The following is a 20663-nucleotide window of genomic DNA, read 5'->3' as shown; positions in this document are numbered from 1 at the left end:
TCCCTTATGAAAGTTTGATGGTTACCATGTCACCGCCCCGACCACCCTGGCGAGGATGATCAGTGCGTCGCTTGCGTCGATGCTCCCGTCGGGGAGCGGCTTGCCGTTTCTGAAGGGGGCTAGGTCGGCATGGCGCAACTGCTGTGCCGTAGGGGTGATCTTGCCGACCGCAGCCTTCAGGCAGAGCAGGGCGTCGGAGAGGTCGACCGTGCCGTCCAGGTTCATGTCGCCGTCCGGATCGGTGGCGAAGCTCCAGGTGTAGTTCTGCAGCAGGTGGTTCCCCGCCGGGTCCGTGATGGCGCCGGTCAGGGTCGCCGTGTAGGTGGTGGCGTAGGCAAGCGGGGCGCTGAGGGTGAGGGTGGCGGTGCGGGTCGCCTGGTCGTAGCTGACCGTCCCGGGAGCCGCCGGGGCCAAGTAGAAGGTGTTGCCGTTCACCGTGGCCGGATCGACGTCCTTGCTGAAAACTACGCTCACCGTGTGGGTGGCGACCGAGAGCCGCACGGTGCCGTCTGCGGGTGTGGTGGCGCTTACCACGGGGGGGACCAGGTCGACGGTCCAGGAGTACCCCTTGGCCGGTGTCTCAACGTTGCCTGCGACGTCCTTTGCCGACACCGCGAAGGTGTGCTGCGTCGTCGAAAGTGCGCTGTAGCTCACCGTACAGGAGGTTGTCGTCGACGCGCTGCAGTTGCAGGGGGCGGAGACCCCGTCCAGGCTGCAGATGAAAGTGGCGGGCTCGTTGGCGCTGAAGCTGAAGGTCGCACTGGAGAGGTTCGACAGCAGCGACGGCTTCGCCGTTATGGTGGTTACCGGCGCGACGTTGTCGATCACCACGTTTACCGAGGCGGGGGGCGACTGCTGGTTCCCGGCGTTGTCGGTCACCGTCGCCTGCACCGTGTAGCTGCCGTCGGGGAGGGCGCCGCTTGTGTAGCTCCAGCTCTTGTTGCCGCTGTTGTAGAAGGGGGTGCCGGTCACCGACTGGCCGAGGGCGTTCACGATGGCGATGGTGATCTGCTTCACGCCGGTTCCCGGGGCCGGGTCGTCGGCGGTGCCGCTCACCGTGATCTGCTGCCCGGTCAGGTAGGGGGTCACAAGCGGCGTGATGGTCGAGGTGGGTGGGGTGGTGTCTATGGTCACGCTCCGGCTGACCACCTGGGACGGGTTGCCGGTGACGGCGCCGGCCAGGTTCGGGGCCACGTCGAGGGCGCGCGCCTGGATGGTGTAGTTCCCGTCCGCCGGGAACTGCCAGTTGTAGCTCCAGGCGGTGGAGCCGGCGGCATCCTGCCAGGAGACGGTTGCGGGAGGTGTCGCGCTCGGGAAGATGGCCACCTGGACCTTTTGCAGCGGAAGCCCGCCGGTTGCGGCCTGCGCCGTGCCGGTGATGAGATGCGGGGAGCCGCTCCCGAGGAGCGCGCCGTCGGTAGGTCCCCCGAGGGCGACTTCGGGAAGCGGGTTGTTGACGATTAAGCTGCTCCCGGTCGTCGCGGCCTGCACGTTGCCTGCGTTGTCCACCGCCTGGGCCTGCACCGTATAGGTGCCGTTCACCGGCAGGGTCCAGAGGTACCCCCAGCTCGACCAGGGAGCAGCCGGTGCGACACTCGTGTCGGTGGCCGCGTTCGCGCCGCCGCCGTTCACGGAGATGTTCACGCCGCTCACGCCCGAGACGGTGTCGGCCGCGCTCCCGGTGATCTGGTAGCTGATCCCGGAGAGCGGGGCGAGCGGGACGTTCACGCTGGAGGTCGGCTTGTTGTTCGCGTCCACGATCCAGCCGTAGCTCCTCGTGGTCGGAGCGCCGGTGCTGGTGTTGCCGGCGAGGTCGGTCCCCTGGACCGTGAAGAGGTGGGGGCCGTCGGCAAGTCCCGTGTAGCTTTTGGGGCTGGTGCAGGAGGTGGTCACCCCGTCCAGGCTGCAGGCGAAGGTCGACGTTTCGTTGGCCGAGAAGGCGAAGCTCGCCGAGGTCAGCTGGGTGTAGGCCGCGGGCGCCGTCGTGATGGTGGTCGCGGGCGGGGTCGTGTCTATGGTCCAGGTGTAGGTCTTGGCGGTGGTCTCCACGTTCCCCACCGTGTCGGTGGAGAGGACGCTGAAGGTGTGGCTGCCGTCGGGAAGCGCCGCGAAGGAGAAGGGGGAGCTGCAGGCGTTGCTGATCCCGCTGTCGATTCGGCAGACCGAGGTGGAGCCCGCCTTGTCGACGGTGAAGCCGAAGGAGCCCGACGCGGTGTCGTCCAGAAGCGGCGGGAAGGTCGTGATGGTGGTGACCGGCGGCGTGTTGTCCAGGGTCAGGTTGATGCTGGAGAGGGCGCTCTGCACGAAACCGTTCGTGTCGGTGGCGCGCGCCTTGATCACGTAGGGGCCGTTGGGCGGCAGCGGCGAGGCGGTCCAGCTGTAGCTCCACTGGGTCCACGAGTTGAGGGTCGGGCTCTTGGTGGCGCTCTGCCAGGTGGCGCCGCCGTCGGTGGAAACCTCCACCTTGGCGAGGGTGGCACCGGTGCCGGCGGAGCCGTCGCTTTGGTTACGGTCGATGGCGCTCCCCGCGATCAGCACCGGGCTCTTCTTCGTATCGCCGCTCACCGGTGAGGTGATGGTCGCCTGGGGGGGGTACCCCCCGGTGCCGATGAGGAACGTGGTCACCGGCTGGTTCACCGCGTCGGAATGCACGGTGAGCGAGGCGGTCTTGTTGCCGGGGGCGACCGGGAGAAAGCCGACGGTGACGGTGCAGTAGTCTCCCGCCTCCACGGTCAGGTTCGGGAGCAGGGCGAGGTTGCACTCGCGCGCGCCCCCCTGGGTAATGCCGTAGAGCGCGGCGTCGGTCCCGGCAAGCGAGAGCGACGAGATCTTAAGCTGCAGCGTTCCGGTGTTCTGCAGGGAGAAGATCACCTGTTTGGTGTCCCCTATGTTCACCTGGCCGAAGCTGTACGGGGCGGATGCAAGCGGCGCGGCGGGGGTGACCGCGGAGACCGCGCTCAGGTTCAGGTTGAAGACCCTGCCGGTCGCGGTGGCGGCGTACACCTTCTTCGTCGCCGCGTTCGCGCTCAGGGCGTTCACGTTCTTGTCGGTGAGGCCGGTGTTCATCGCGGTCCAGATATCGCCGCCGTTGGTCGAGAAGAAGACCCCGCCGCCGGCTGTCCCGGCGGTGATGAAGTTCGGCACCCCGCCGGAGAGGGCGATCGACTTCACCACGAGGTTGGTGAGGCCGCTGCTGCTCGCCACCCAGGTCGTCCCGTTGTCGCCGGACTTGAAAAGTCCCGCGCCGGTCCCGAGGTAGAGGCTTGCGCCGTCCGAGGCGAGCGCGTACACCACGGTGTTGGTGAGCCCGGAGTTCACCTGGGTCCAGCTCGTCCCGTCCGAGCGGAACACCCCGCCGCCGTTGGTCCCGGCGAAGAGGAAGCCCCCCTTGAAGGTGAGCGTGGTGACGTCGCTGTTGGAAGGCTGCCCGGCTCCGTAGGCGTTCCAGGTGTCGACGCCGTTCCAGACGAAGACCCCGAGCGAGGTGGCGGCGTGGAGCGTGGCACCCGCGTCGAGGGCGAGGGCGCGGACGTCGCTGGTCGGGAGGGTGGCACTGATGTCGGTCCAACTGGCGCCGTCGCTCGTGGACCTGAATACGCCGTTGCCGGACGCGGCGTAAAGCGCCGTCCCGGACGCGTCGTAGAGAAGCGCGGTGGCGAACATCCCCGCGGCCGCGTCGTCGATGGTCGCGCTCCAGCTGCTCCCGCTGTCGGTGGAGCGATAGATCCCTCCGCCGGCAAACCCCGCCACCACGACGGTCGGATCGGTCGGCTTCACGGTCACCGCCCGCCCCTGTCGCAGCCCCGAGGAGAGAGCGCTCCAGGTCGCACCGGTGTTTTTGAAGGCGCCCAGGGTGGTCGCCGCGTAGAGCGTGGTGCGGCTGGTCGGGATGTTGGCGAGCGCGCGCACCGTCGCACCCGGGGTGAGCCCGGAGACGAAGGCGCTCCAGTTCCCCCAGTTACCCGAGGTGTAGCTCTGGCGGTATATCCCGTTCGCGGTCCCGGCGTAGAGCACCGTCGGTGCCGAGGGGGTGTCGACGAGGATGCTGACCACCGCCTGGCTGCCGAGTGAAGCGGCGCCGTCCAGCGTCCAGGTCGCCGCGCCGTCGGTGGAGAGGTACATCCCGGTGGCCGTTCCCGCGAAGAGCGTGGCCGGGGTCGTAGCGGCATAGGCGAGGTAGAGGACGTCGGTGTCGGCTAGCGAGGTGTTAGCCGCGCTCCAGGTGGCGGCGCCGTCCGCGCTTTTGCAGACCCCGCCGGCGGTCGCCGCGTAGAGCACGCCGGGTGTCGACGGATCGACTAGGAGCGCGCGTACGTCCAGGCTCACAAGACCTGTGTTCGCGGTGCTCCATGACGACCCCCCCGTCGTGCTTTTGTACACGCCGGAGCCGGTTGCCGCGTAAACGGTTGCGGGGGAAAGGGGATCGATGGCGAGGGCGCGCACCGGCACCCCGGAAGCCCCCGTCGAGGAGTCGTTCCAGGAGAGGCCGCCGTCGGCGCTCTTGAAGATACCCTGTGCCGTGGCCGCGAAGATCACCTTCGGGTCGACCGGGTGCACCGCCAGTGCCGCCACACGCCGGTTGGTGAGACCTCCGTTCAGCGCCGACCAGCTGCTCCCCCCGTCGTTCATGCCGTACACCCCGCCTCCGTCGGCACCGACGTAGACGGTGGCCGGAGTCGTTGGAGCCACCGCGAGGGCGGTGAGCGTCCCTTTGTTGGGGATGGGGGCCGGCCCGTTGCTCGACCAGTTGTTGAAGACGACCGCGGCGTCGGCGCCTGCGCATGGCAACAGGGTCGCCGTCAGGGCCGTGAGCACGATGAGCCGGACGCGGCGCGCCAATGCAACTGCAAGTTTCATGAGGACCTCTCCAGTCTTGGTTTCTGCACGCCTGTGTACTTCGCAAGGAATCGACCGGCACACTTAGACATTTCGGGAGAAGCAGGAAAAACATGAGAGGAAAGAGTTGCAATTTACCCATCCCTGTTTTAACTTTTCCGACGCCGCGTCACATTGTGGCTTAAAGACCGCATGCTTCCTCATTGCTACTAAAAAGGAAAACACCGCCGGATGCACGATCCCAGAATACTCATAGTTGCCAATGACGCCGATGCAGGAAACGCGTACCTTGACGCCATTGCCAGAGCGGGGGCACAGGGAGAGCTCGCGCGCTCCTTTGAACAGATGTCCGAGATGGCCAAGGAGCGCTCTTACAACGGTTTCCTGATCGACATCCTCACCCTGGTGCGCTGCAGCAAGGAGGCGAAGGTCATCGCCTATGAGAGCATCAACCTCTTCCCCGTATTGCGGGTGAAGTGGGACCCGCGCGGAAAGAAGATAAAGCTGAGCCCGCTCGAACAGACTTTCTCACCCGACAGCGACGCCGCGCTGCGCTTTTTCATCGAAAGCCGCTGCAGGCTCTTCCCGGCCCGTTCGCTGCGCCGGCACACCCGCAAACCGATCCACCTGAACCTCTGGTACAGTAGCGATCCCTCCTTCCCCGAAGGCGCGACGCACCGCTCCTTCGCGGTTAATATCAGCATGGGCGGCCTCTTTCTCCACACCATGGAGGAGCTTACGGTTGGTGCGACGCTCTGGCTGCGCCTGCTCGATACCGACCCGACTCCCATCGCCGCAACCGTGCGTTGGACACAGCGCTGGGGAGAGGGGCGCTGCGTCCCGGGAGCTGGGCTGCAGTTCGAGACGCTCACCGAGATGCAGCAGACCGAGCTTAGCCGCATCATCACCCCCTGACCGGAACTCCACATGTGCACGCTGCTACTTGCCTACCGGGCCCACCCGGAGTACCGTCTCGTCATCGCCGCGAACCGTGACGAATACTACCGTCGTCCCACCGCGCCTGCGCAATTCTGGGAGGACGCACCGCACATCTATGCCGGCCGCGACCTCGTGCATGGCGGCACCTGGCTCGGCGTCACCACCACCGGGCGCATCGCAGCGCTCACCAACTACCGCGATCCTAGCGATCTGCACCGCCACGGTCCCTCCCGCGGCAGGCTCGTGAGCGGCTTTCTCGAGAAGGATGCCGCGGCCGAAGCCTACGTGGCCAGCCTGCGCGCCTCCAGCGTCGCCTACGGCGGTTACAACCTGCTCTTGGGTGACGGTGAAGACCTCCTCTGTTATTCCAACAAAAGCGACCAGACGATCCGCATCGAGCCCGGCATCCACGGGCTTTCCAACCATCTCTTGGACACCCCATGGCCCAAGGTGCGCTGCGGCAAGGACGGGCTTGCCCGGATCCTCGCCGAGAAAAGCTTCGTTCCCGAGGACCTTTTCGCGCTGCTAGCCGACGAGACCCATCCTCCCGACGAAGAGCTTCCCGACACCGGCGTCGGGATCGACCTCGAGCGGCTTCTATCGCCGGTCTTCATCAAGAGTGCGGAGTACGGCACGCGCTGTTCGACCGTTTTACTGGTGGATCAAGCGGGAAAGGCGACCTTCATCGAGAGGAGTTTCGAGGGTGGGGTGCAGGAGAGACGGGCGGAATTCAACTGGTGAGAGGGCGTTTCCGTGGAAGGCTGAAGTATAGTTCCCCATGAAATGCTTCATGAGGCCTTAGGTTCCCCCCTTTGCGAAGGGGGGACAGGGGGGATTTGCTTTAACAGCCCCCCCTCCTCGAAGGGGGAGAGGGGGGCTTTAGGATTGAGACAGAACCTACTGGTACTGGATGTAGAGCGGTTTCGGGTGCAGCATGAGCACCTCTTTCGGGGTGAGCAGGGCGTCCCCCTTCTTGGTGTCGTTGTGGTAGAAGAGCTTGAACCCGGTGAACTGCACCGGCTCAGCCACGACGTAATCCTTGTAGGAGTCGCGTTTGAGCCAAGGGGCGCCCCAGCCGTCCATGTTCATCACGATCTGCACCTCCGGGCGCAGCTGGATGTTCTTCGCGTTGGTCACGCCGTTTCTGGTGAAGCGGTGCACGATGAACACCTTCGGGGGGATGTTGTACTTCTTCACCAGCTCCTTAAGGTACCCCGAGGCGTAGTTTATGTCCGCCGCGTCGTAGGTGCCGATCTTGGTCCCAGGCTTCTTGCCGCTCTTGATCAGGTTGAACTCCGGGTCGATGCCCAGGTGCACGTCGGGGTTCTTGAGGATCCACTCGAAGCGCGGCAGCACGTTGCGGATGTTGTCATGGCCGGTCTGGATGTCGATGAACATGATGGCGTTGATCGACTTGGCCCAGCCGTAGACGTCATTGATGATCTTGTCCGGCATGATCATGCGGTAAAGCCCCGCCTTGCCCGGGTCCCCCTGGGCGACTACGGCGATCAGGTGCAGCGCCGGTTGTACCGGGTGCGACGGGTCGGCCGCCTGCCACTTGGCCACCTCGCGCTTAAGCCGCTGCAGCATGTCGTCCTTCTGGTATTCACCCAGCGCCCCCATCCTCTTGGAAAGCGGGTTGCCGTAGTAGGCGACGATCCTCTTCTGCGGCAGGATCGAGCCGGGAAGCGGCGCCGGATACTTGACCGGCCACCCCTTGGCAGCGGCGAAGTCCGGATCCTCACCGGCGCGGTAAGTCGTCTTCGGAGCGGCAGTCGCCTTTCCCTTTGCTCCCTTGGCTTTCTTGGCGCTTGAGTGCGCATCGAAGGCGGGAGACGGGGTCTGCGCGGCGGCAGCGGGCGCTTCGGTGGTCTGTGTCGGAGCCGGTGCGGCCTTTGCCGAGGAAGGCTGTCCCTGCGGTACCGTCTGGGCAGCAGCCGTGGTGGCCGTCGGCTTGTTGTCCTTACATCCCGCCAGTGCCAGCGGCAGCGCCAGCAGGGCGATCATCAAAAGGGCGGGGCGGTTGGTGCAGTAGAGGTGCATACGTCGAATCTTCTCCTTTATGTTGGTCCAGCCGGACATGGCAAAGCCCTGCCGGGATGGGATCTTTTAAGCTGTGATCATCGGAGTCTGGTTCTGGCGGCTGCTGGGGAGGTATGCGGGCGGGCTTTGATGCCTGGCACCTATGACAAAACCGACAAGCTGCCGTACTTTACCCTTTTTGCGTTTGTGGTGTCAACAACGATGGGTGTTTTTGAGTAGATAAATTTAATTTTTCTCCTCCGGAGCCGGTACGGGGACGGTTTTTTGGCATTTTCGCGGTGAAGTCGGCAGGTTTAGGCCACTATGGCGTTGACGATGGCTCTTTCCGAATGGTATGCTCGGCGACCGGAAAAAGGTCCGACCTCTTCGCAGGTACCGCCTTCCGGTGTTCCGATCGTAGATGCAGCTCCATAGTCCCAGTTTCCCCCTGAAGCAGTCGCAGGTGAAATCTATTTCAATGTAACTGGAGGTGTCTGGTGAGCAAGAAGATCAGTATTCTGTTGGTTCTCGCGGTAACACTTATGTGTGCGGCAACCGCCTTCGCGGCGGCCCCTGCCAAGCAGGTTACGATCGGTATCTCCAAGATCGTTTCCCACCCGGCACTGGATGCGGTTGTCAAAGGCATCCAGGACGAGTTGAACGCCTCGAAGATGAAGGTCACCTTTGACGTCCAAAACGCCAACGGCGACATCAACACCGCGGCCTCGATCGCCAACAAGTTCCAGAGCGAGAAGGTGAACCTCGCCGTAGGCGTCGCCACCCCGACCGCCCAGGCCCTGGTCAACACCCTCAAAGGGATCCCGATCGTCTACTCCGCAGTCACCGACCCGGTCAAGGCGGGCCTCGTTCCTTCCCTCACCAAGGGGGGCAAGAACGTAACCGGCGTATCCGACATGACCCCGGTGAAGCAGCAGATCGAGATGCTCCTCAAGATCAAGCCGAAAACCAAGCGCATCGGCCACATCTACACGAGCTCCGAGGAGAACGCAGTGGTGCTTGCCGGCATGGTCAAGCAGGTCTGCAAGGAGAAGCACCTCGAGTTCGTAGAGACCACCGTCACCAAGTCCGCCGAGGTCAAGCAGGCCGCCCAGACCATCGCCAACCGCGTCGACGCCATCTACATCTCCACCGACAACACGGTCGTCTCCGCCATGAGCGCCGTGGCCGACGTCGCCGCCAAGGCGAAGATCCCGGTCATGTCCGCCGACCCGAGCTCCTCCGAGACCTACGACGTCCTCGCCGCCTGGGGCTTCGACTACTACAAGATGGGTCGCGCCACCGGCAAGATGATCATCGAGATCCTCAAAGGGAAGAAGCCGGAGCAGATGCCCACCCGCTTCATGACCAAGGCCTCCGACGTCGACCTCCTCATCAACCTCGACGTTGCGAAGAAGCTCGGCCTGACCGTCCCGGCCGACATCGTGAAGGCCGCGAAGACCGTGCGTCAGAACGGCAAGGTGATTAAGAAGTAACGGCAAACGCACTCCCCCCTTCGTACGAACGGAGGGGGGAGTTTTTAATCAAGCAGAAGGGTAAACGGTTCACTATGATCGAAGGTATTTTTGTCGAAGGGCTGATCTATGGCATCATGGTCCTGGGCGTGTTCATCTCGTTCAGGATTCTTGATTTTCCGGACCTGACGGTTGACGGGTCCTTTCCCCTTGGTGCGGCGCTCATGGTGCAGTGCCTCCTCCTCGGCATGAACGGGTGGCTCGCACTGCTCATCGCCTTCGCCGGCGGTGTCTTGGCCGGCGTCGTCACCGCGCTCATCCACAACCACCTCCGGGTGCCCAACCTGCTGGCCGGTATCCTCACCATGACCATGCTCTACTCGGTCAACATCCGGATCCTGGGCAACCGCGCCAACGTCCCCGTGCTGAACCAGCCGACCATCCTCACCCAGGTTACCGAGAAGTTCACCGGCGTGATCCCGGACGAGTACATACTGCTCGTCTTCTTCCTGATCGTCGCCCTCGTGGTGAAGGTGCTCCTCGACCTCTTCTTCCGCACCGACCTCGGCATGACCCTCGGCGCCATGGGGAACAACGAGCAGATGGTCATCTCGCAGGGCGTGAACCCTAAGACCCTGAAGACCATCGGTGTCGGCCTTTCCAACGGCCTCGTCGCGGTCTCCGGCGCCTTCGCGGCGCAGTACCTGGGCTTTGCCGACGTCGGCCTCGGCCAGGGGATCATCGTCTCCGGTCTCGCCTCCGTCATGATCGGTGAGTTCCTCGTGCTGAAGAGCAACAGGATCGGCGTCCTCACCCTCTGCGCACTCGCCGGTTCCGTCTGTTTCTACGCCGTCATGTACGTCGGGCGTTTCTACGGTTACCTGATCCACATGACCCCGAGCGACCTGAACCTCATCAAGGGCGTGCTGATCATCATCCTGCTGATCCTGACCCAGGCGAAGAAACTGAAGGTCCCGTTCAAGGTGGCAAAATGATAGAGCTCAAAAACGTTTCCATCGTATTCGGCCAGGGGACCGTCAACGAAAACAAGGCCCTTAACAACATCAATCTGAAGGTGAAAGAGGGCGACTTCATCACCATCATCGGCTCCAACGGCGCCGGCAAATCGACCCTGTTCAACACCATCGCCGGGACCTACACCCCCACCGACGGCCAGATCCTGGCGAACGGCAAGAACGTGACCAGGGATCCGGAGTACAAGAGGGCGAAGTACATCGGCAGGATCTTCCAGAACCCGCTGCTCGGCACCGCCGGGAACATGAGCCTGGAAGACAACATGACCATCACCCACAAAAAGGGGATGAAGTGGCTGCGCCGCAGTCTGAACAACAAGACCCGCGAGCTATTCAGGCAGGAACTGGTGCAGCTGCGCATGGGCCTCGAGCACCGCATGAAAGAGAACCTGGTGATGTTCTCAGGCGGACAGCGTCAGGCGCTCACCCTGCTCATGATGGTCCTCTCCAAGCCGAGCCTGATCCTGCTCGACGAGCACACCGCGGCGCTCGACCCGAAGAACGCCGAGATCGTGCTCGAACTGACCAACAAGTTCATCAGCGATTACAAGCTCACCGCCATGATGATCACCCACAACATGAGCCACGCGATCGAATTCGGCAACCGCCTGCTCATGATGGACGGCGGCGAGATCATCTTCGACATCGAGGGGGAAGAGAAGAAGGCGCTCACCGTGGAGAAGCTGATCCAGAAGTTCCACGAGCTGCGTCACAAGACCTTCGAGAACGACAGAACCCTGCTCGCAGAAGACTAGAGACATCGCAACGGCAGCAAAAAATAAGGCCCGGCGGATATCGTTCCGCCGGGCCTTTAGCGTCCGGAGCAAGAGATGCTTTTCTTTTGCCCGCCGTACTACCTATTTCTGTTGTGCCAGGCCACATTCCATGATGGCTTTCTTGCCCTCCTCCTCAGTGACCATCTTCAGGTTCGAGCCACCGACGAAGACTCCCATCTTTATGTACTGCTCGACAAAGTAGTTCTTGGCAGGGTCAGCATCGAAAGAAAGAGTGTTGTCCCCGAATTCAGACTCGGTGGAAAGCACGTGTTTTCCCGGCTCGATGACCTTGTAAAAGAACACTTTGTTTGCCGTCTCGCCAAGAATCGCTCCGTCCAGCGAGATGTCCTTCTTGAGAGCTTGGCCAACAAAGCAGTTTCGGTACACGTACACTGCGGCCTTTCCATCCTTCGGCACTGCGAACTGTTTTGCGGCAGCATCGTCTTCTTTTGATGCCATCGGCACCGATGCACATCCCGATATGAGAACAGCGGACAAAAGTGCAGCACCTGCAACTAGCTTTTTGAACATGCACACCTCCTTCTGAAATAGTAATGGATGATCGCTTTCAGATAAAACCTCAGTCATGTTACAGCCATTTTGCAATGAAGCAAGGGCGTGGGTAGCTTCACAGCGCTGAATGCTGATTGCGCATCCATGTCATGTGTTGTGTCTACATACTTATTGACACATAGCACATTGGCGGTGTATTAAAAGACACTTTTTTATCCATTACGCAGTGCAAGGACTGAGAGAAGCCATGATAAAGATCGATTTCGAGAAGATGGGCGGCCTGATTCCTGCCGTCATTCAGGACAACGAAAGTGGCGAAGTGCTGATGGTGGCGTTCATGGACGAGAAGACCCTGAACCTGACCCTGGAGACCGGCAAGACCTGGTTCTTCAGCCGCACCAGGAACAAGTACTGGATGAAGGGCGAAGAGTCCGGCAACACCCAGGAAGTGATCGAGGTGCTCACCGACTGCGACGCCGACACCGTGGTGATCAAGGTGAAGCAGAACGGTCCCGCCGCCTGCCACACCGGGAACAGGAGCTGCTTTTACGTGAAGTACGAGAACGGGACCTGGGTCGAGCACTCCAACCCGCTCTTCGATCCCAACACGGTCTACAAGAAATAGAGAACTTTGAAGCCACCAAGTCCACGCTTGGTGGCTTTTTTTATGTCCACACGGGAGTTCCGGGGGGATGAGCCCATCTGCCCGGAGCGCTGCTCGAGACCTCGCGTCCCCCCCTTTGCGAAGGGGGGACAGGGGGGATTTTGTTTTATTCAATTTCATTTAAGGAGAGGATGATTCATGGAAAACCAGCTGAAGCTCGGCGTCCCCAAAGGGAGCCTGGAGAATGCCACCGTAGAGCTGTTCAAGAAAGCCGGCTGGCAGATATCGATCTCATCGCGCAGCTACTTCCCCGGCATCGACGACAAAGAGATAAAGTGCTCCCTGATCCGTCCGCAGGAGATGGGTAAATACGTCGAGCGCGGCACCATCGACGTTGGCATCGCCGGGCGCGACTGGATCCGCGAGAACGACTCCGACGTAGTGGAAGTCTGCGAGATGGTCTACTCCAAGGTCTCGCGCCGTCCCGCCCGCTGGGTGCTCGTCGTGAACGGCGACTCCAAGATCAAGGGCCCCGAGGACCTGCACGGCGCCACCATCTCCACCGAGCTCGTCGGCTTCACCAAGCGCTACTTCGCCGAGCGTAACATCCCCGTCAACGTCGAGTTCTCCTGGGGCGCCACCGAAGCCAAGGTAGTCGAGGGGCTGTGCGACGCCATCGTCGAAGTCACCGAGACCGGCTCCACCATCAAGGCCAACGGCCTGAGGATCGTCACCGAGCTGATGGAATCCGTCCCCGTCATGGTCGCCAACAAGGCATCCTGGGAAGATCCGTGGAAGCGCGAGAAGATCCAGCAGATCGCGACGCTGTTGCAGTCCGCGCTACGAGCCGAAGGGATGGTCGGTTTGAAGATGAACGCTCCCAAGGACAAAGTAGCCGCCATAACCGCAGTCATCCCGAGCCTCAAGAGTCCGACCGTCGCCAATCACTACAATTCCGACTGGGTATCCATCGAGAGCATCATGCCCGAGCAGGAAGTCCGCCGCATCGTCCCCGAGCTCATCAAGCTCGGTGCCGAAGGAATCGTGGAATACTCCCTCAACAAGATCATCTAACCCTCGACATCATTCTGTGCCTGTTTGGGGGGGGCGGAGTACCGCTCCCCCAACAGGCCGTATGCCCTCACAGACAGGCCTCCATCTGGGGTGCCTGTCTTATCCGCCACCGCGAAGGTCCTCCCAGGAGCGCTCCAGAACCGCCCCCTCCCTATTGCCCCCTCAACCGATAGAACGGCCCTTGAATATTAGTGTGGCGGAATTATCATTATAATTTTTGAATTTCGTTGTCCGGACCAGGTTTGTGTGTAGTCTTGGCTCTTGGCTCTTCGGAGTGCAGGGAGTGAACCCCCTTGGGCGGCTGCATGACAAGGAGCGGTAAATCCCTGACTGGTAGAGCAGCATAAGGGGTGGGTGTCTGCCGTAAAGCCGCGGCTGGGCTGAGGAGGTGATGCATGCATACGAGTGACGAATAGGTCGCAACTCAAGGAACGCGCGCAAAGCATGGGAGCTACACAACTGTCAATCGGTGCCAAGGAGGTACTGTTCAGCTCACGACGAAGAAAAGTATAAGACGCCTCACGCTTCAATTCTACTTCATGCACGTTGCTGGGCACATCTTACTATGCCAGCCACATCTCACATCTCTCTGCCCTGAGCTAAACAAGTCAATGGTAGCATAGCCATCGCCAGTATATGGCGGGTTAGAACTGCTGTGAAAGGCTGACGGGGTATTATCAGCTTCGTGCAAAGGAGAGCCCGATGAGAAATCTAAAAGACCTGATAGTGAACCTGGCATTTGTGGTAGTTCTTTGTGCAGCGCCGACGCAGGTTCATGCTGCTTTGACATGTGTAGAATCAAATCTGGTGGTCAATGGCAGCTTTGAACAGGGGACCTTCTCTCCTAGCAACTATCCTGATGCTTGGCTATGGAATGCATATACAACTGGTTCTGGATCACTTTGGGCCGATAACGTTTTCCAAATTGGCGACAAGAGTGTTGGCATTGTCTCGCAGACTCCTAACGACGTCTGCTGGATTCAAAATGTGCCAACCCAGAATAACACGCTCTATTACCTGTCAGGGTGGGTCAAGACTGAGAATGTAGCTCATACCCGTGAAATTGTGGACGCAGGGGCAAATATCTCGGTGTTCAATTCGTTTATTCGCTCGCCGGCTACCTATGGAACAAACGATTGGGCGAAAACCGGAATCGTGTTCAATTCAGAGGGAAAGAATCAGGTCACAATTGCTGCCAGGTTGGGGTTCTATGCTGGCACTACTACTGGTACCGCTTGGTTTGACGATGTCAGGTTGACTCCGGTTGTTCCAAACGATCCTCATCCACGGTGGAATATCTTGGTGCTGATATACCGAAACACAAACTTTGCCTATGGGGACAAGTTTGGAACGCGACATCATGTAATGGCTTCAATGACCCCGGAAGAGGTAGCACGGGCTGCGGATGCGGCTCGGCGGTTCGTGGAGCAGGATATCCCGGCATTGACTGACACCAACGTGCTGCCAAGACTGACAATCCGGTACCCAGAGCAGGCTTTGTCAGCGCTTGCGCCAAATGGAGCAGGATGGTGGCCGGCCCCGGAAAATACGGCCGGTGATCTTGATCCCGCTTTCGACTCAGTCATCGTCATTTGGGATCCTCGTTGCACTGACCAACTCACGGGACAGCCGGTTTGGATCGGCAGCGCAGCCGGGCTTACCCCCGCGATGGGAACAGGCCAGACCTACACCACCATGATCATTGAGGCAGCCATTTCGTACGGCCATAGAAACGTGTTCAAGCATGAGTACGGACACTCTATCACCGAGTATTTCAACGCCGCCGGGGTTACCCCGAAACCGAAGGTCGAGAACCATGCAATCGCAAGTGACTATGTTAACTGTTTGACCGGCACTTCTTATGTCTGGATAGATGAGACAGATGCAAATCCCATCAGCAACTCTATCTATAGCAACGCGTCGGGGTTTACCCACGACTATTACTCGGGCATGACGGCTTTGGCGAGCAACCCGACACGTTGTCTTGGCATTAATCGAGACGCATGGGCGCTGGGCGGGCCTGTGTCGCATTCCGGTTCCAATCCGGTATTTACGCCGACTCAAAGAGTGTTTGCCATAATGGATCAAGTTGCAGCCCTGGTCACAGCCGGGCAACTTGACTCACTTCATAGCGATTCTCTCAACGGCGAACTGGAAGCAGCTTTATCGGGAGGTGGTAAGAAGTTCGAGCAGCATCTTCACAAATTCGTGAAGCGAGTCGAATCTCTCTTGAGAAAGGAGCAGATGCAGGCGAATGCAGGCGAACTCTTGATCGCGGCCGCTAATGCAGCAATCGGTTGCCTTCAGTATTCATCATCATCGCGGTAAGAAAGAGAAGGCGGTAACCGGTACGCCGCTACGAACACAGTTCAGAAATCGGCTTGGTAACGGCTGCTGAGGACAAACTTGACGGTAAGTAGGACCAGGTAGGATCATGAGCGCTCTGCTTTTCCTTATCAGGTTGAGCAGAGCGCTTGCAGTCCACACCCTTCATCACCCCGCGCTGACTCCCGCCAGCAAGGCGGAAAAACCCTGAAGATCAATTTCGGATGTGCGCAAGTAAACAGGTAGGCGGAAGTTTTGCTACCTTCTCTTCTCGTGCGCCTTTTGGCCGTGCACCCGCTCGTAGGCGCGGCAGAAGGGGCAGATGTCCTCTTCCACCTTGGTCACGAAGTCGTAGACCATACCTTTCTGGTGGTAACGTGCATGCAGGCACACCGGGCAGAGCTCGCATACCTTGGCCATGGCCTTATCGGTGGCGGTCGGTTCGTTGTGTCGAAGTGTCATGGGCAACTCCCAAGAAAACGGTGCGGAAACGCCCTATCCTAGATTAAACGGCCTCGTCTAGGCAACTATAACCTGACCTTCCTGTCCCAGACGCTCAGGACGAATCGGGTTACGGGCTCCAGCCGTTTTCTTGAGGCGTGGACCAAAGCGGTGGCAAGTATCCCGGTAACTGCACCACCAACGACATCCAACGGATAATGGGCCCCGGTGTAGACACGAGAGAAGGCAAGCAAGGCGGCAAACCCTAAGGACAGAGCACCCGTCTTTTTGTCGGCTAGAAAAAGCGAGGAGGCGAGTGAAAAGCCGCCAGTTGAGTGGTCGCTGGGAAAGGATGGATCGGGTGATCGGTCCAGCAGCAGTGCTACGGCGTGTTCCGCGTAGGGGCGTGGCCGGAAATAGAAATGTCCTATCACCTGGTTCATCCCAAGTCCGATCATCGCAGAGCAGATCGCATGGATCACGGCAGTCCGGTTCGCCATCTTGGCTTCCGGGGTATCGGGGTGGGCAAGCCAGGTCCTCAAAAGGATAAGGGCGAAAAGCAGCGGACCGTATTTCGCGATGCAGACCATGGCGGTATCGAGTACCGCGGTTTTGCCGGCGAGGCCGTTAACCAGGTGAAAAAGCGTGAGATCTGCGTAGAGCATGAGGCGTTATTCCGGGTTGTTCTTGTGGCGGTCAAAACGAAGGCTTTTGCAGGGCAACCGGCATGGCTCTGCCGGCGATGGTCCCCATCTCGACCTTGCACGGGGGGGCGCTTGCTCCGTACTCGTTGGCAGCCTCGCGGAGTGTGATGAAGCGTACACCTCGCTTTGACAGCGACGTAAGGAGTTCCCGGAAGGTGTTGACCATGGCGTGCCCCTCGAGTTCGGCGTGGATGGTGTGAACGTTGAGTCCGGGACGCAGACGGGCAAGGTAAACGTCGTTCACCGTGGCGGCAGTCACGCCGTTTTCTCCGATCAGTTCATCCATGGTGGGCCAGGTTGAAGGGATCTGCAGCGTCTTGAACCGCTTTCCGGCGAGGATCGGATAGAAGGGGGAATCTCCCCTCGTATCGCTGCAATAGGCGAAGCCCATGGCGTCCTGGGTCTCAAGGGAAGTGGAGCTGACCGTCCACCCGGGCGCCGCACTGGTCCGGGCGCGGCAGCTAAAGATCGTCTCGAAGGTTGAAGCGGCACGTTCCAGCGCAGCTTCAACCTGTTCCGGGGTGAACCGGTGCAGATGGTCGTGCCAGTTGACGTGGTCCCAGCAGTGGATCCCCACCTCGTGCCCCGCATCCCTCACGCTCCTGATGACGTCCGGCAGTCCTTGGCCGATCATCGGGGCGGGGAGCAGGGTGCCGTAGAGCATGGTCTTCAGCCCGTACATGGCGGGCGCCTTGGTACGCAGCATCTTGGCGAGAAAACCCTTGTGCAGCAGGCGACGCACCGCCTTGCCGGAGTTGTCGGGGCCGAAGGAGAAATAGAACGTGGCGCGCACCCCGAACTCGTCCAGGATGCGCAGCAGGTTCGGAATGCCGTCGCGGGTGCCGCAAAAGGTATCGACGTCGACTTTCAGGGCAACAGTTTCGTTGCTGTTTTCAGGCATGTCGTCTCCGTTAGCGTGATCAGGCGAGGAGCTCGCCTAAGCAGGGGATCTTTTTGACGAACGCTTCGCCGGAAAGCTCAGCCTCTCCTTCCACCTGCAGGCGCCGAATTTCCAGCAGCCCCGTGCCGGTGCCGACACGCAGCGGCTCTGTAGAGACCACGCGCCCCGGTTCAGCCGCCCCTTCCACCGGAAGCGCCTGCCAGATGAAGACCCTGCGGCCGGATAACGTGGTGAAGGCGCCGGGATACGGGTGGGTTACGCCGCGCACCAGATTGTAGATGCGTTCCGCGCCGAGGCGCCAGTCTATGCGGCCGTCTTCGGGACGGCGGCCGCCGCAGTAGTTCCCCGCCTTGAGGTCCATGGGGATGCGGGGCGCGGTCCCGGCGACAAGCTGCGGCCACGTCCGGCGCAGCACGGTTACCGCGGCCTCGGTGACCTTTTTGAAGACGTCGAAGGCGGTATCCTCGAAGGCTATCTCCACCGCTTCCTGGTCGACGATCTCGCCTGCGTCGGGCATCTCCACCATGTAATGCAGGGTGGCCCCGGTTTGCTTCTCGCCGTTTATCACGGCCCAGTTGATCGGTACGCGCCCGCGGTACTTCGGGAGGTAGGAGCCGTGCAGGTTGAGGGCGCCGCGCCGCGCAAGGGCGAGCACCTCCGGCTCGATCATGTTGCGGTAGTAGAAGGAAAGCAGGAAGTCGGGGGCGAGTGCAGCGACCCTCTCGCGGTTCTCGGCAGCGTTGATGCTGCCGGTAACACAGGGGATGCCGTGGCGCGCGGCGAGCTCCCGCACGCTGTCAAACCAGATCTCCTCGTTCGCCGAGTCCTCGTGGCTGAAGACGAGACGGACGTCGGCTCCCTGCCGGATCAGCTCCTCGAGGCAGCGGTAGCCCACGTTGTGGTAGGCGCAGACGACGACCTTATCCTTCATCGCTTCCTCCGTGTATCCTGCGCACCACGTAGCGCGGCCTGCGCCGCACCTCCTGGTAGATCCTCCCCACATACTCACCGACGATACCTATCCCGAAGATGGTGATGCCCAGGAAGAAGAACAGGATGGCGAAAAGGGTGAAGACACCTTCGACCTCCGCGCCGACCAGGAAGCGCCTGACGATAAGGAAGACGGCAAAGGCGACGGCGCCGAGCGAGGTGATGATCCCGGTGAGGGCGAAAAGCTGCAGAGGCACCACCGAGAAACCGGTCATGAGGTCGAAGTTCAGACGCACGAGCTTGTAGAGCGAGTACTTGCTTTCCCCTTCGCTGCGCTCGGCATGCGCCACGGTGATCTCGCTCGGGCTGGAGGCGAAGGTCTGTGCGAGGGCGGGGATGAAGGTGCTCGCCTCGCCGCAGCGGTTGATGTTGTTCACCACGTTTCGGTGGTAGGCCCTCAGCATGCAGCCATAGTCGGTCATCTTCATGCCGGTCATCTTGCGCGTGGTCATGTTGACCAGGCGCGAGGCGCTCTTGCGGAAGAAGGTGTCCTGGCGCTTCATCCGGATGGTGCCCACCACGTCGTGCCCTTTTTCCATCTCGGCCACGAGCTTGGGGATCTCCTCGGGCGGATTCTGCAGGTCGGCGTCCAGGGTGACCACGATCTCGCCGCGGCTGATCTCGAAGGCCGCGAGGATGGCCATGTGCTGACCGAAGTTGCCGTTGAACTCGATCACGCGCACCTCGGGGTGGCTCCCCGCCAGGCGCTTGAGGATCTCCAGGGAACGGTCGCGGCTGCCGTCGTCGGTGAAGATGATCTCGAAAGGACGTCCCATTCCCTTGAGCACGGGGTAGAGGCGCCCCATCAGGTTTTCCAGGTTCCCTTCCTCGTTATAGACGGGAACCACTATGGAGAGGTACGGGGTCATTTGCGGTTCCTTGCTATCACGGTCTTCACCGCCTCGACCACGTCGCTTGCGTCCGCGGCGGTCATCTTCGGGAAGAGCGGCAGCGACAGGATGCGGCCCGAGGCGTAGTCGGCGTTCGGGAGCGAACCTTCGGGCTGCGGCAGGTTGGCCTGGTACCAGGAATGCTGGTGTACCGCCTTGTAGTGCAGCCCGCTGCCGATGTTGAGCTCCTTAAGTTTCGCCATGAAGCCGTCGCGGTCGATGGAAAGGTGCTCGATCTTGACCAGCGGCGTGTAGAGATGCCAGGCGTGTCGCTGCTGGTACGGGGCGTACGCCGGAAGGCAGAGTTCGGCCACGTCGGCGAAGGCCGCGTTGTAGAAATGGGCGATCTCGGTGCGCCGGTCGATGAAGCCGTCGAGCTTTGGAAGCTGGTGGATGCCGATGGCCGCCTGGATGTCCATCATGTTGTACTTGAAGCCCGGGAGCACGATGTCGTAGTTTGGCGTCCCGCTCGCGGCGAAGCGCTTCCACGCCTCGCGGCTCATGCCGTGAAATTTGAGCAGGGACACTTCCTCGGCAAGAGCCTCGTCAGGCGTGCAGACCATGCCGCCTTCGCCGGTGGTGATGTTCTTGTTCGGGTGGAAGGAGAAGATGGAGATGCTGTCCAGGGAGCCGATCCTGCGCCCCTTGTACTCGGTCCCGGCGGCGTGGGCCGCGTCTTCGATGACGGTGAGATCGAACTCGCGGGCGAGCTCGAAAATCGGGTCCATGTCGCAGGGCTGCCCGGCGAAGTGCACCGGGATGATGGCCCTGGTGCGGGGGGTGATCTTCTCGCGTACTTTTGTCACGTCCAGGTTGAGGGTCCCTGGCTCAATGTCCACGAGGACCGGCTTCAGCCCGCACAGCACGCAGATGCTCACCGTGGAGGCGAAGGTCATCGGCGTCGTGATGACCTCGTCCCCCTCCTGGAACTTGAGTGCCAGCAGAGTCAGGTGGAGCCCCGCTGTGGCCGAGGAGAGGGGGACCGCGAACGGCGCCCCGACATAGGAGCGGAACTGCTCCTCGAAGCGTTTCACTTTCGGGCCGGTGGTGATCCAACCGGATTTTAGGGAATCGACCACCTCGGCGATCTCTGCGTCGTCGATGGTCGGAGTGGAAAAGGGCAGAAACTCGCTGCGCACGTG

Annotated in this window: 17 protein-coding genes; 8 read left to right on the top strand and 9 right to left on the bottom strand. The window is 61.1% G+C overall.

Going from position 1 to position 20663, the window contains the following annotated elements; genetic code table 11:
- Positions 1 to 21: 21 nt before the first annotated feature.
- On the bottom strand, positions 22 to 4857 hold the full coding sequence (locus E8L22_RS01435; RefSeq protein WP_136523512.1) for an Ig-like domain-containing protein: 4836 nt from the start codon (positions 4855 to 4857) through the stop codon (positions 22 to 24).
- 210 nt (positions 4858 to 5067) lie between these two features.
- Here E8L22_RS01435 and E8L22_RS01430 point away from each other — a divergent pair, with 210 nt between their 5' ends.
- Positions 5068 to 5751: a PilZ domain-containing protein gene (locus tag E8L22_RS01430; protein ID WP_136523511.1), complete on the top strand. Its 684-nt coding sequence runs from the start codon at positions 5068 to 5070 to the stop codon at positions 5749 to 5751.
- Positions 5752 to 5763: 12 nt separating this feature from the next.
- Positions 5764 to 6516, top strand: coding sequence for an NRDE family protein (locus E8L22_RS01425; protein ID WP_136523510.1), 753 nt, complete (start codon positions 5764 to 5766; stop codon positions 6514 to 6516).
- A gap of 156 nt (positions 6517 to 6672) precedes the next feature.
- On the opposite strand, the gene E8L22_RS01420 is transcribed toward E8L22_RS01425, so the two are convergent.
- On the bottom strand, positions 6673 to 7818 hold the full coding sequence (locus E8L22_RS01420) for a hypothetical protein (protein WP_136524791.1): 1146 nt from the start codon (positions 7816 to 7818) through the stop codon (positions 6673 to 6675).
- A 476-nt stretch (positions 7819 to 8294) separates the two neighbouring features.
- Between E8L22_RS01420 and E8L22_RS01415 the strand changes: the two genes are divergently transcribed.
- The 3 genes from E8L22_RS01415 to E8L22_RS01405 all read left to right on the top strand — a co-directional run bounded on the left by E8L22_RS01415 (position 8295) and on the right by E8L22_RS01405 (position 11058).
- Complete coding sequence (locus tag E8L22_RS01415; protein ID WP_162604757.1) at positions 8295 to 9290, top strand: ABC transporter substrate-binding protein; 996 nt, start codon at positions 8295 to 8297, stop codon at positions 9288 to 9290.
- 74 nt (positions 9291 to 9364) lie between these two features.
- The gene (locus tag E8L22_RS01410; RefSeq protein WP_136523509.1) at positions 9365 to 10264 is read left to right on the top strand and encodes an ABC transporter permease; all 900 of its coding nucleotides are present in this window, start codon (positions 9365 to 9367) and stop codon (positions 10262 to 10264) included.
- Positions 10261 to 11058 (top strand): ABC transporter ATP-binding protein, encoded by a 798-nt coding sequence (locus E8L22_RS01405; protein WP_136523508.1) that lies wholly within the window; start codon positions 10261 to 10263, stop codon positions 11056 to 11058. Before E8L22_RS01410 ends, E8L22_RS01405 begins: the two co-directional genes overlap by 4 nt.
- Before the next feature lie 102 nt (positions 11059 to 11160).
- Here E8L22_RS01405 and E8L22_RS01400 read toward each other — a convergent pair whose 3' ends face one another.
- Positions 11161 to 11610: a DUF2846 domain-containing protein gene (locus E8L22_RS01400; RefSeq protein WP_136523507.1), complete on the bottom strand. Its 450-nt coding sequence runs from the start codon at positions 11608 to 11610 to the stop codon at positions 11161 to 11163.
- A 229-nt stretch (positions 11611 to 11839) separates the two neighbouring features.
- Here E8L22_RS01400 and hisI point away from each other — a divergent pair, with 229 nt between their 5' ends.
- The 3 genes from hisI (at position 11840) to E8L22_RS01385 (ending at position 15598) form a co-directional block, all read left to right on the top strand.
- Positions 11840 to 12217 (top strand): phosphoribosyl-AMP cyclohydrolase, encoded by a 378-nt coding sequence (gene hisI / locus E8L22_RS01395; RefSeq protein ID WP_135868296.1) that lies wholly within the window; start codon positions 11840 to 11842, stop codon positions 12215 to 12217.
- Positions 12218 to 12394: 177 nt separating this feature from the next.
- Positions 12395 to 13270 carry an ATP phosphoribosyltransferase gene (hisG, locus tag E8L22_RS01390; RefSeq protein WP_129127146.1) on the top strand — a complete coding sequence of 292 codons (876 nt, stop codon included), beginning with the start codon at positions 12395 to 12397 and terminating at the stop codon, positions 13268 to 13270.
- A gap of 702 nt (positions 13271 to 13972) precedes the next feature.
- Complete coding sequence (locus tag E8L22_RS01385) at positions 13973 to 15598, top strand: hypothetical protein (RefSeq protein ID WP_136523506.1); 1626 nt, start codon at positions 13973 to 13975, stop codon at positions 15596 to 15598.
- 255 nt (positions 15599 to 15853) lie between these two features.
- On the opposite strand, the gene E8L22_RS01380 is transcribed toward E8L22_RS01385, so the two are convergent.
- The 6 genes from E8L22_RS01380 to E8L22_RS01355 all read right to left on the bottom strand — a co-directional run bounded on the left by E8L22_RS01380 (position 15854) and on the right by E8L22_RS01355 (position 20660).
- Positions 15854 to 16057: a hypothetical protein gene (locus tag E8L22_RS01380; protein ID WP_136523505.1), complete on the bottom strand. Its 204-nt coding sequence runs from the start codon at positions 16055 to 16057 to the stop codon at positions 15854 to 15856.
- A gap of 65 nt (positions 16058 to 16122) precedes the next feature.
- Entirely contained in the window at positions 16123 to 16701 is a 579-nt protein-coding gene (locus E8L22_RS01375) for an undecaprenyl-diphosphatase (protein ID WP_136523504.1), read from the bottom strand.
- A 31-nt stretch (positions 16702 to 16732) separates the two neighbouring features.
- Positions 16733 to 17641, bottom strand: a complete 909-nt coding sequence (locus E8L22_RS01370; protein WP_136523503.1) for a polysaccharide deacetylase family protein — start codon at positions 17639 to 17641, stop codon at positions 16733 to 16735.
- Positions 17642 to 17660: 19 nt separating this feature from the next.
- Positions 17661 to 18572 (bottom strand): formyltransferase, encoded by a 912-nt coding sequence (locus tag E8L22_RS01365; RefSeq protein ID WP_136523502.1) that lies wholly within the window; start codon positions 18570 to 18572, stop codon positions 17661 to 17663.
- On the bottom strand, positions 18562 to 19500 hold the full coding sequence (locus E8L22_RS01360) for a glycosyltransferase (RefSeq protein WP_136523501.1): 939 nt from the start codon (positions 19498 to 19500) through the stop codon (positions 18562 to 18564). The genes E8L22_RS01365 and E8L22_RS01360 overlap by 11 nt, the downstream gene beginning before the upstream one ends.
- Positions 19497 to 20660 (bottom strand): DegT/DnrJ/EryC1/StrS family aminotransferase, encoded by a 1164-nt coding sequence (locus E8L22_RS01355; protein WP_136523500.1) that lies wholly within the window; start codon positions 20658 to 20660, stop codon positions 19497 to 19499. The genes E8L22_RS01360 and E8L22_RS01355 overlap by 4 nt, the downstream gene beginning before the upstream one ends.
- Between the last annotated feature and the right edge of the window lie 3 nt (positions 20661 to 20663).

Origin of the sequence: Geomonas ferrireducens (assembly GCF_004917065.1) — a bacterium.
Lineage (GTDB): Bacteria > Desulfobacterota > Desulfuromonadia > Geobacterales > Geobacteraceae > Geomonas > Geomonas ferrireducens.
The sequence above is the reverse complement of the archived record's forward strand: the minus strand, read 5'-3'. Positions and strand labels throughout refer to the sequence as shown.

What these genes read in the sequence shown, in the direction of transcription:
- E8L22_RS01360 (WP_136523501.1), bottom strand. Translation starts at nt 19,500, where the DNA reads ATGACCCCGTACCTCTCCATAGTGGTTCCCGTCTATAACGAGGAAGGG.
- E8L22_RS01400 (WP_136523507.1), bottom strand. Translation starts at nt 11,610, where the DNA reads ATGTTCAAAAAGCTAGTTGCAGGTGCTGCACTTTTGTCCGCTGTTCTC.
- E8L22_RS01430 (WP_136523511.1), top strand. Translation starts at nt 5,068, where the DNA reads ATGCACGATCCCAGAATACTCATAGTTGCCAATGACGCCGATGCAGGA.
- E8L22_RS01405 (WP_136523508.1), top strand. Translation starts at nt 10,261, where the DNA reads ATGATAGAGCTCAAAAACGTTTCCATCGTATTCGGCCAGGGGACCGTC.
- E8L22_RS01410 (WP_136523509.1), top strand. Translation starts at nt 9,365, where the DNA reads ATGATCGAAGGTATTTTTGTCGAAGGGCTGATCTATGGCATCATGGTC.
- hisI (WP_135868296.1), top strand. Translation starts at nt 11,840, where the DNA reads ATGATAAAGATCGATTTCGAGAAGATGGGCGGCCTGATTCCTGCCGTC.
- E8L22_RS01365 (WP_136523502.1), bottom strand. Translation starts at nt 18,572, where the DNA reads ATGAAGGATAAGGTCGTCGTCTGCGCCTACCACAACGTGGGCTACCGC.
- E8L22_RS01370 (WP_136523503.1), bottom strand. Translation starts at nt 17,641, where the DNA reads ATGCCTGAAAACAGCAACGAAACTGTTGCCCTGAAAGTCGACGTCGAT.
- E8L22_RS01425 (WP_136523510.1), top strand. Translation starts at nt 5,764, where the DNA reads ATGTGCACGCTGCTACTTGCCTACCGGGCCCACCCGGAGTACCGTCTC.
- E8L22_RS01385 (WP_136523506.1), top strand. Translation starts at nt 13,973, where the DNA reads ATGAGAAATCTAAAAGACCTGATAGTGAACCTGGCATTTGTGGTAGTT.
- E8L22_RS01375 (WP_136523504.1), bottom strand. Translation starts at nt 16,701, where the DNA reads ATGCTCTACGCAGATCTCACGCTTTTTCACCTGGTTAACGGCCTCGCC.
- E8L22_RS01435 (WP_136523512.1), bottom strand. Translation starts at nt 4,857, where the DNA reads ATGAAACTTGCAGTTGCATTGGCGCGCCGCGTCCGGCTCATCGTGCTC.
- E8L22_RS01380 (WP_136523505.1), bottom strand. Translation starts at nt 16,057, where the DNA reads ATGACACTTCGACACAACGAACCGACCGCCACCGATAAGGCCATGGCC.
- hisG (WP_129127146.1), top strand. Translation starts at nt 12,395, where the DNA reads ATGGAAAACCAGCTGAAGCTCGGCGTCCCCAAAGGGAGCCTGGAGAAT.
- E8L22_RS01420 (WP_136524791.1), bottom strand. Translation starts at nt 7,818, where the DNA reads ATGCACCTCTACTGCACCAACCGCCCCGCCCTTTTGATGATCGCCCTG.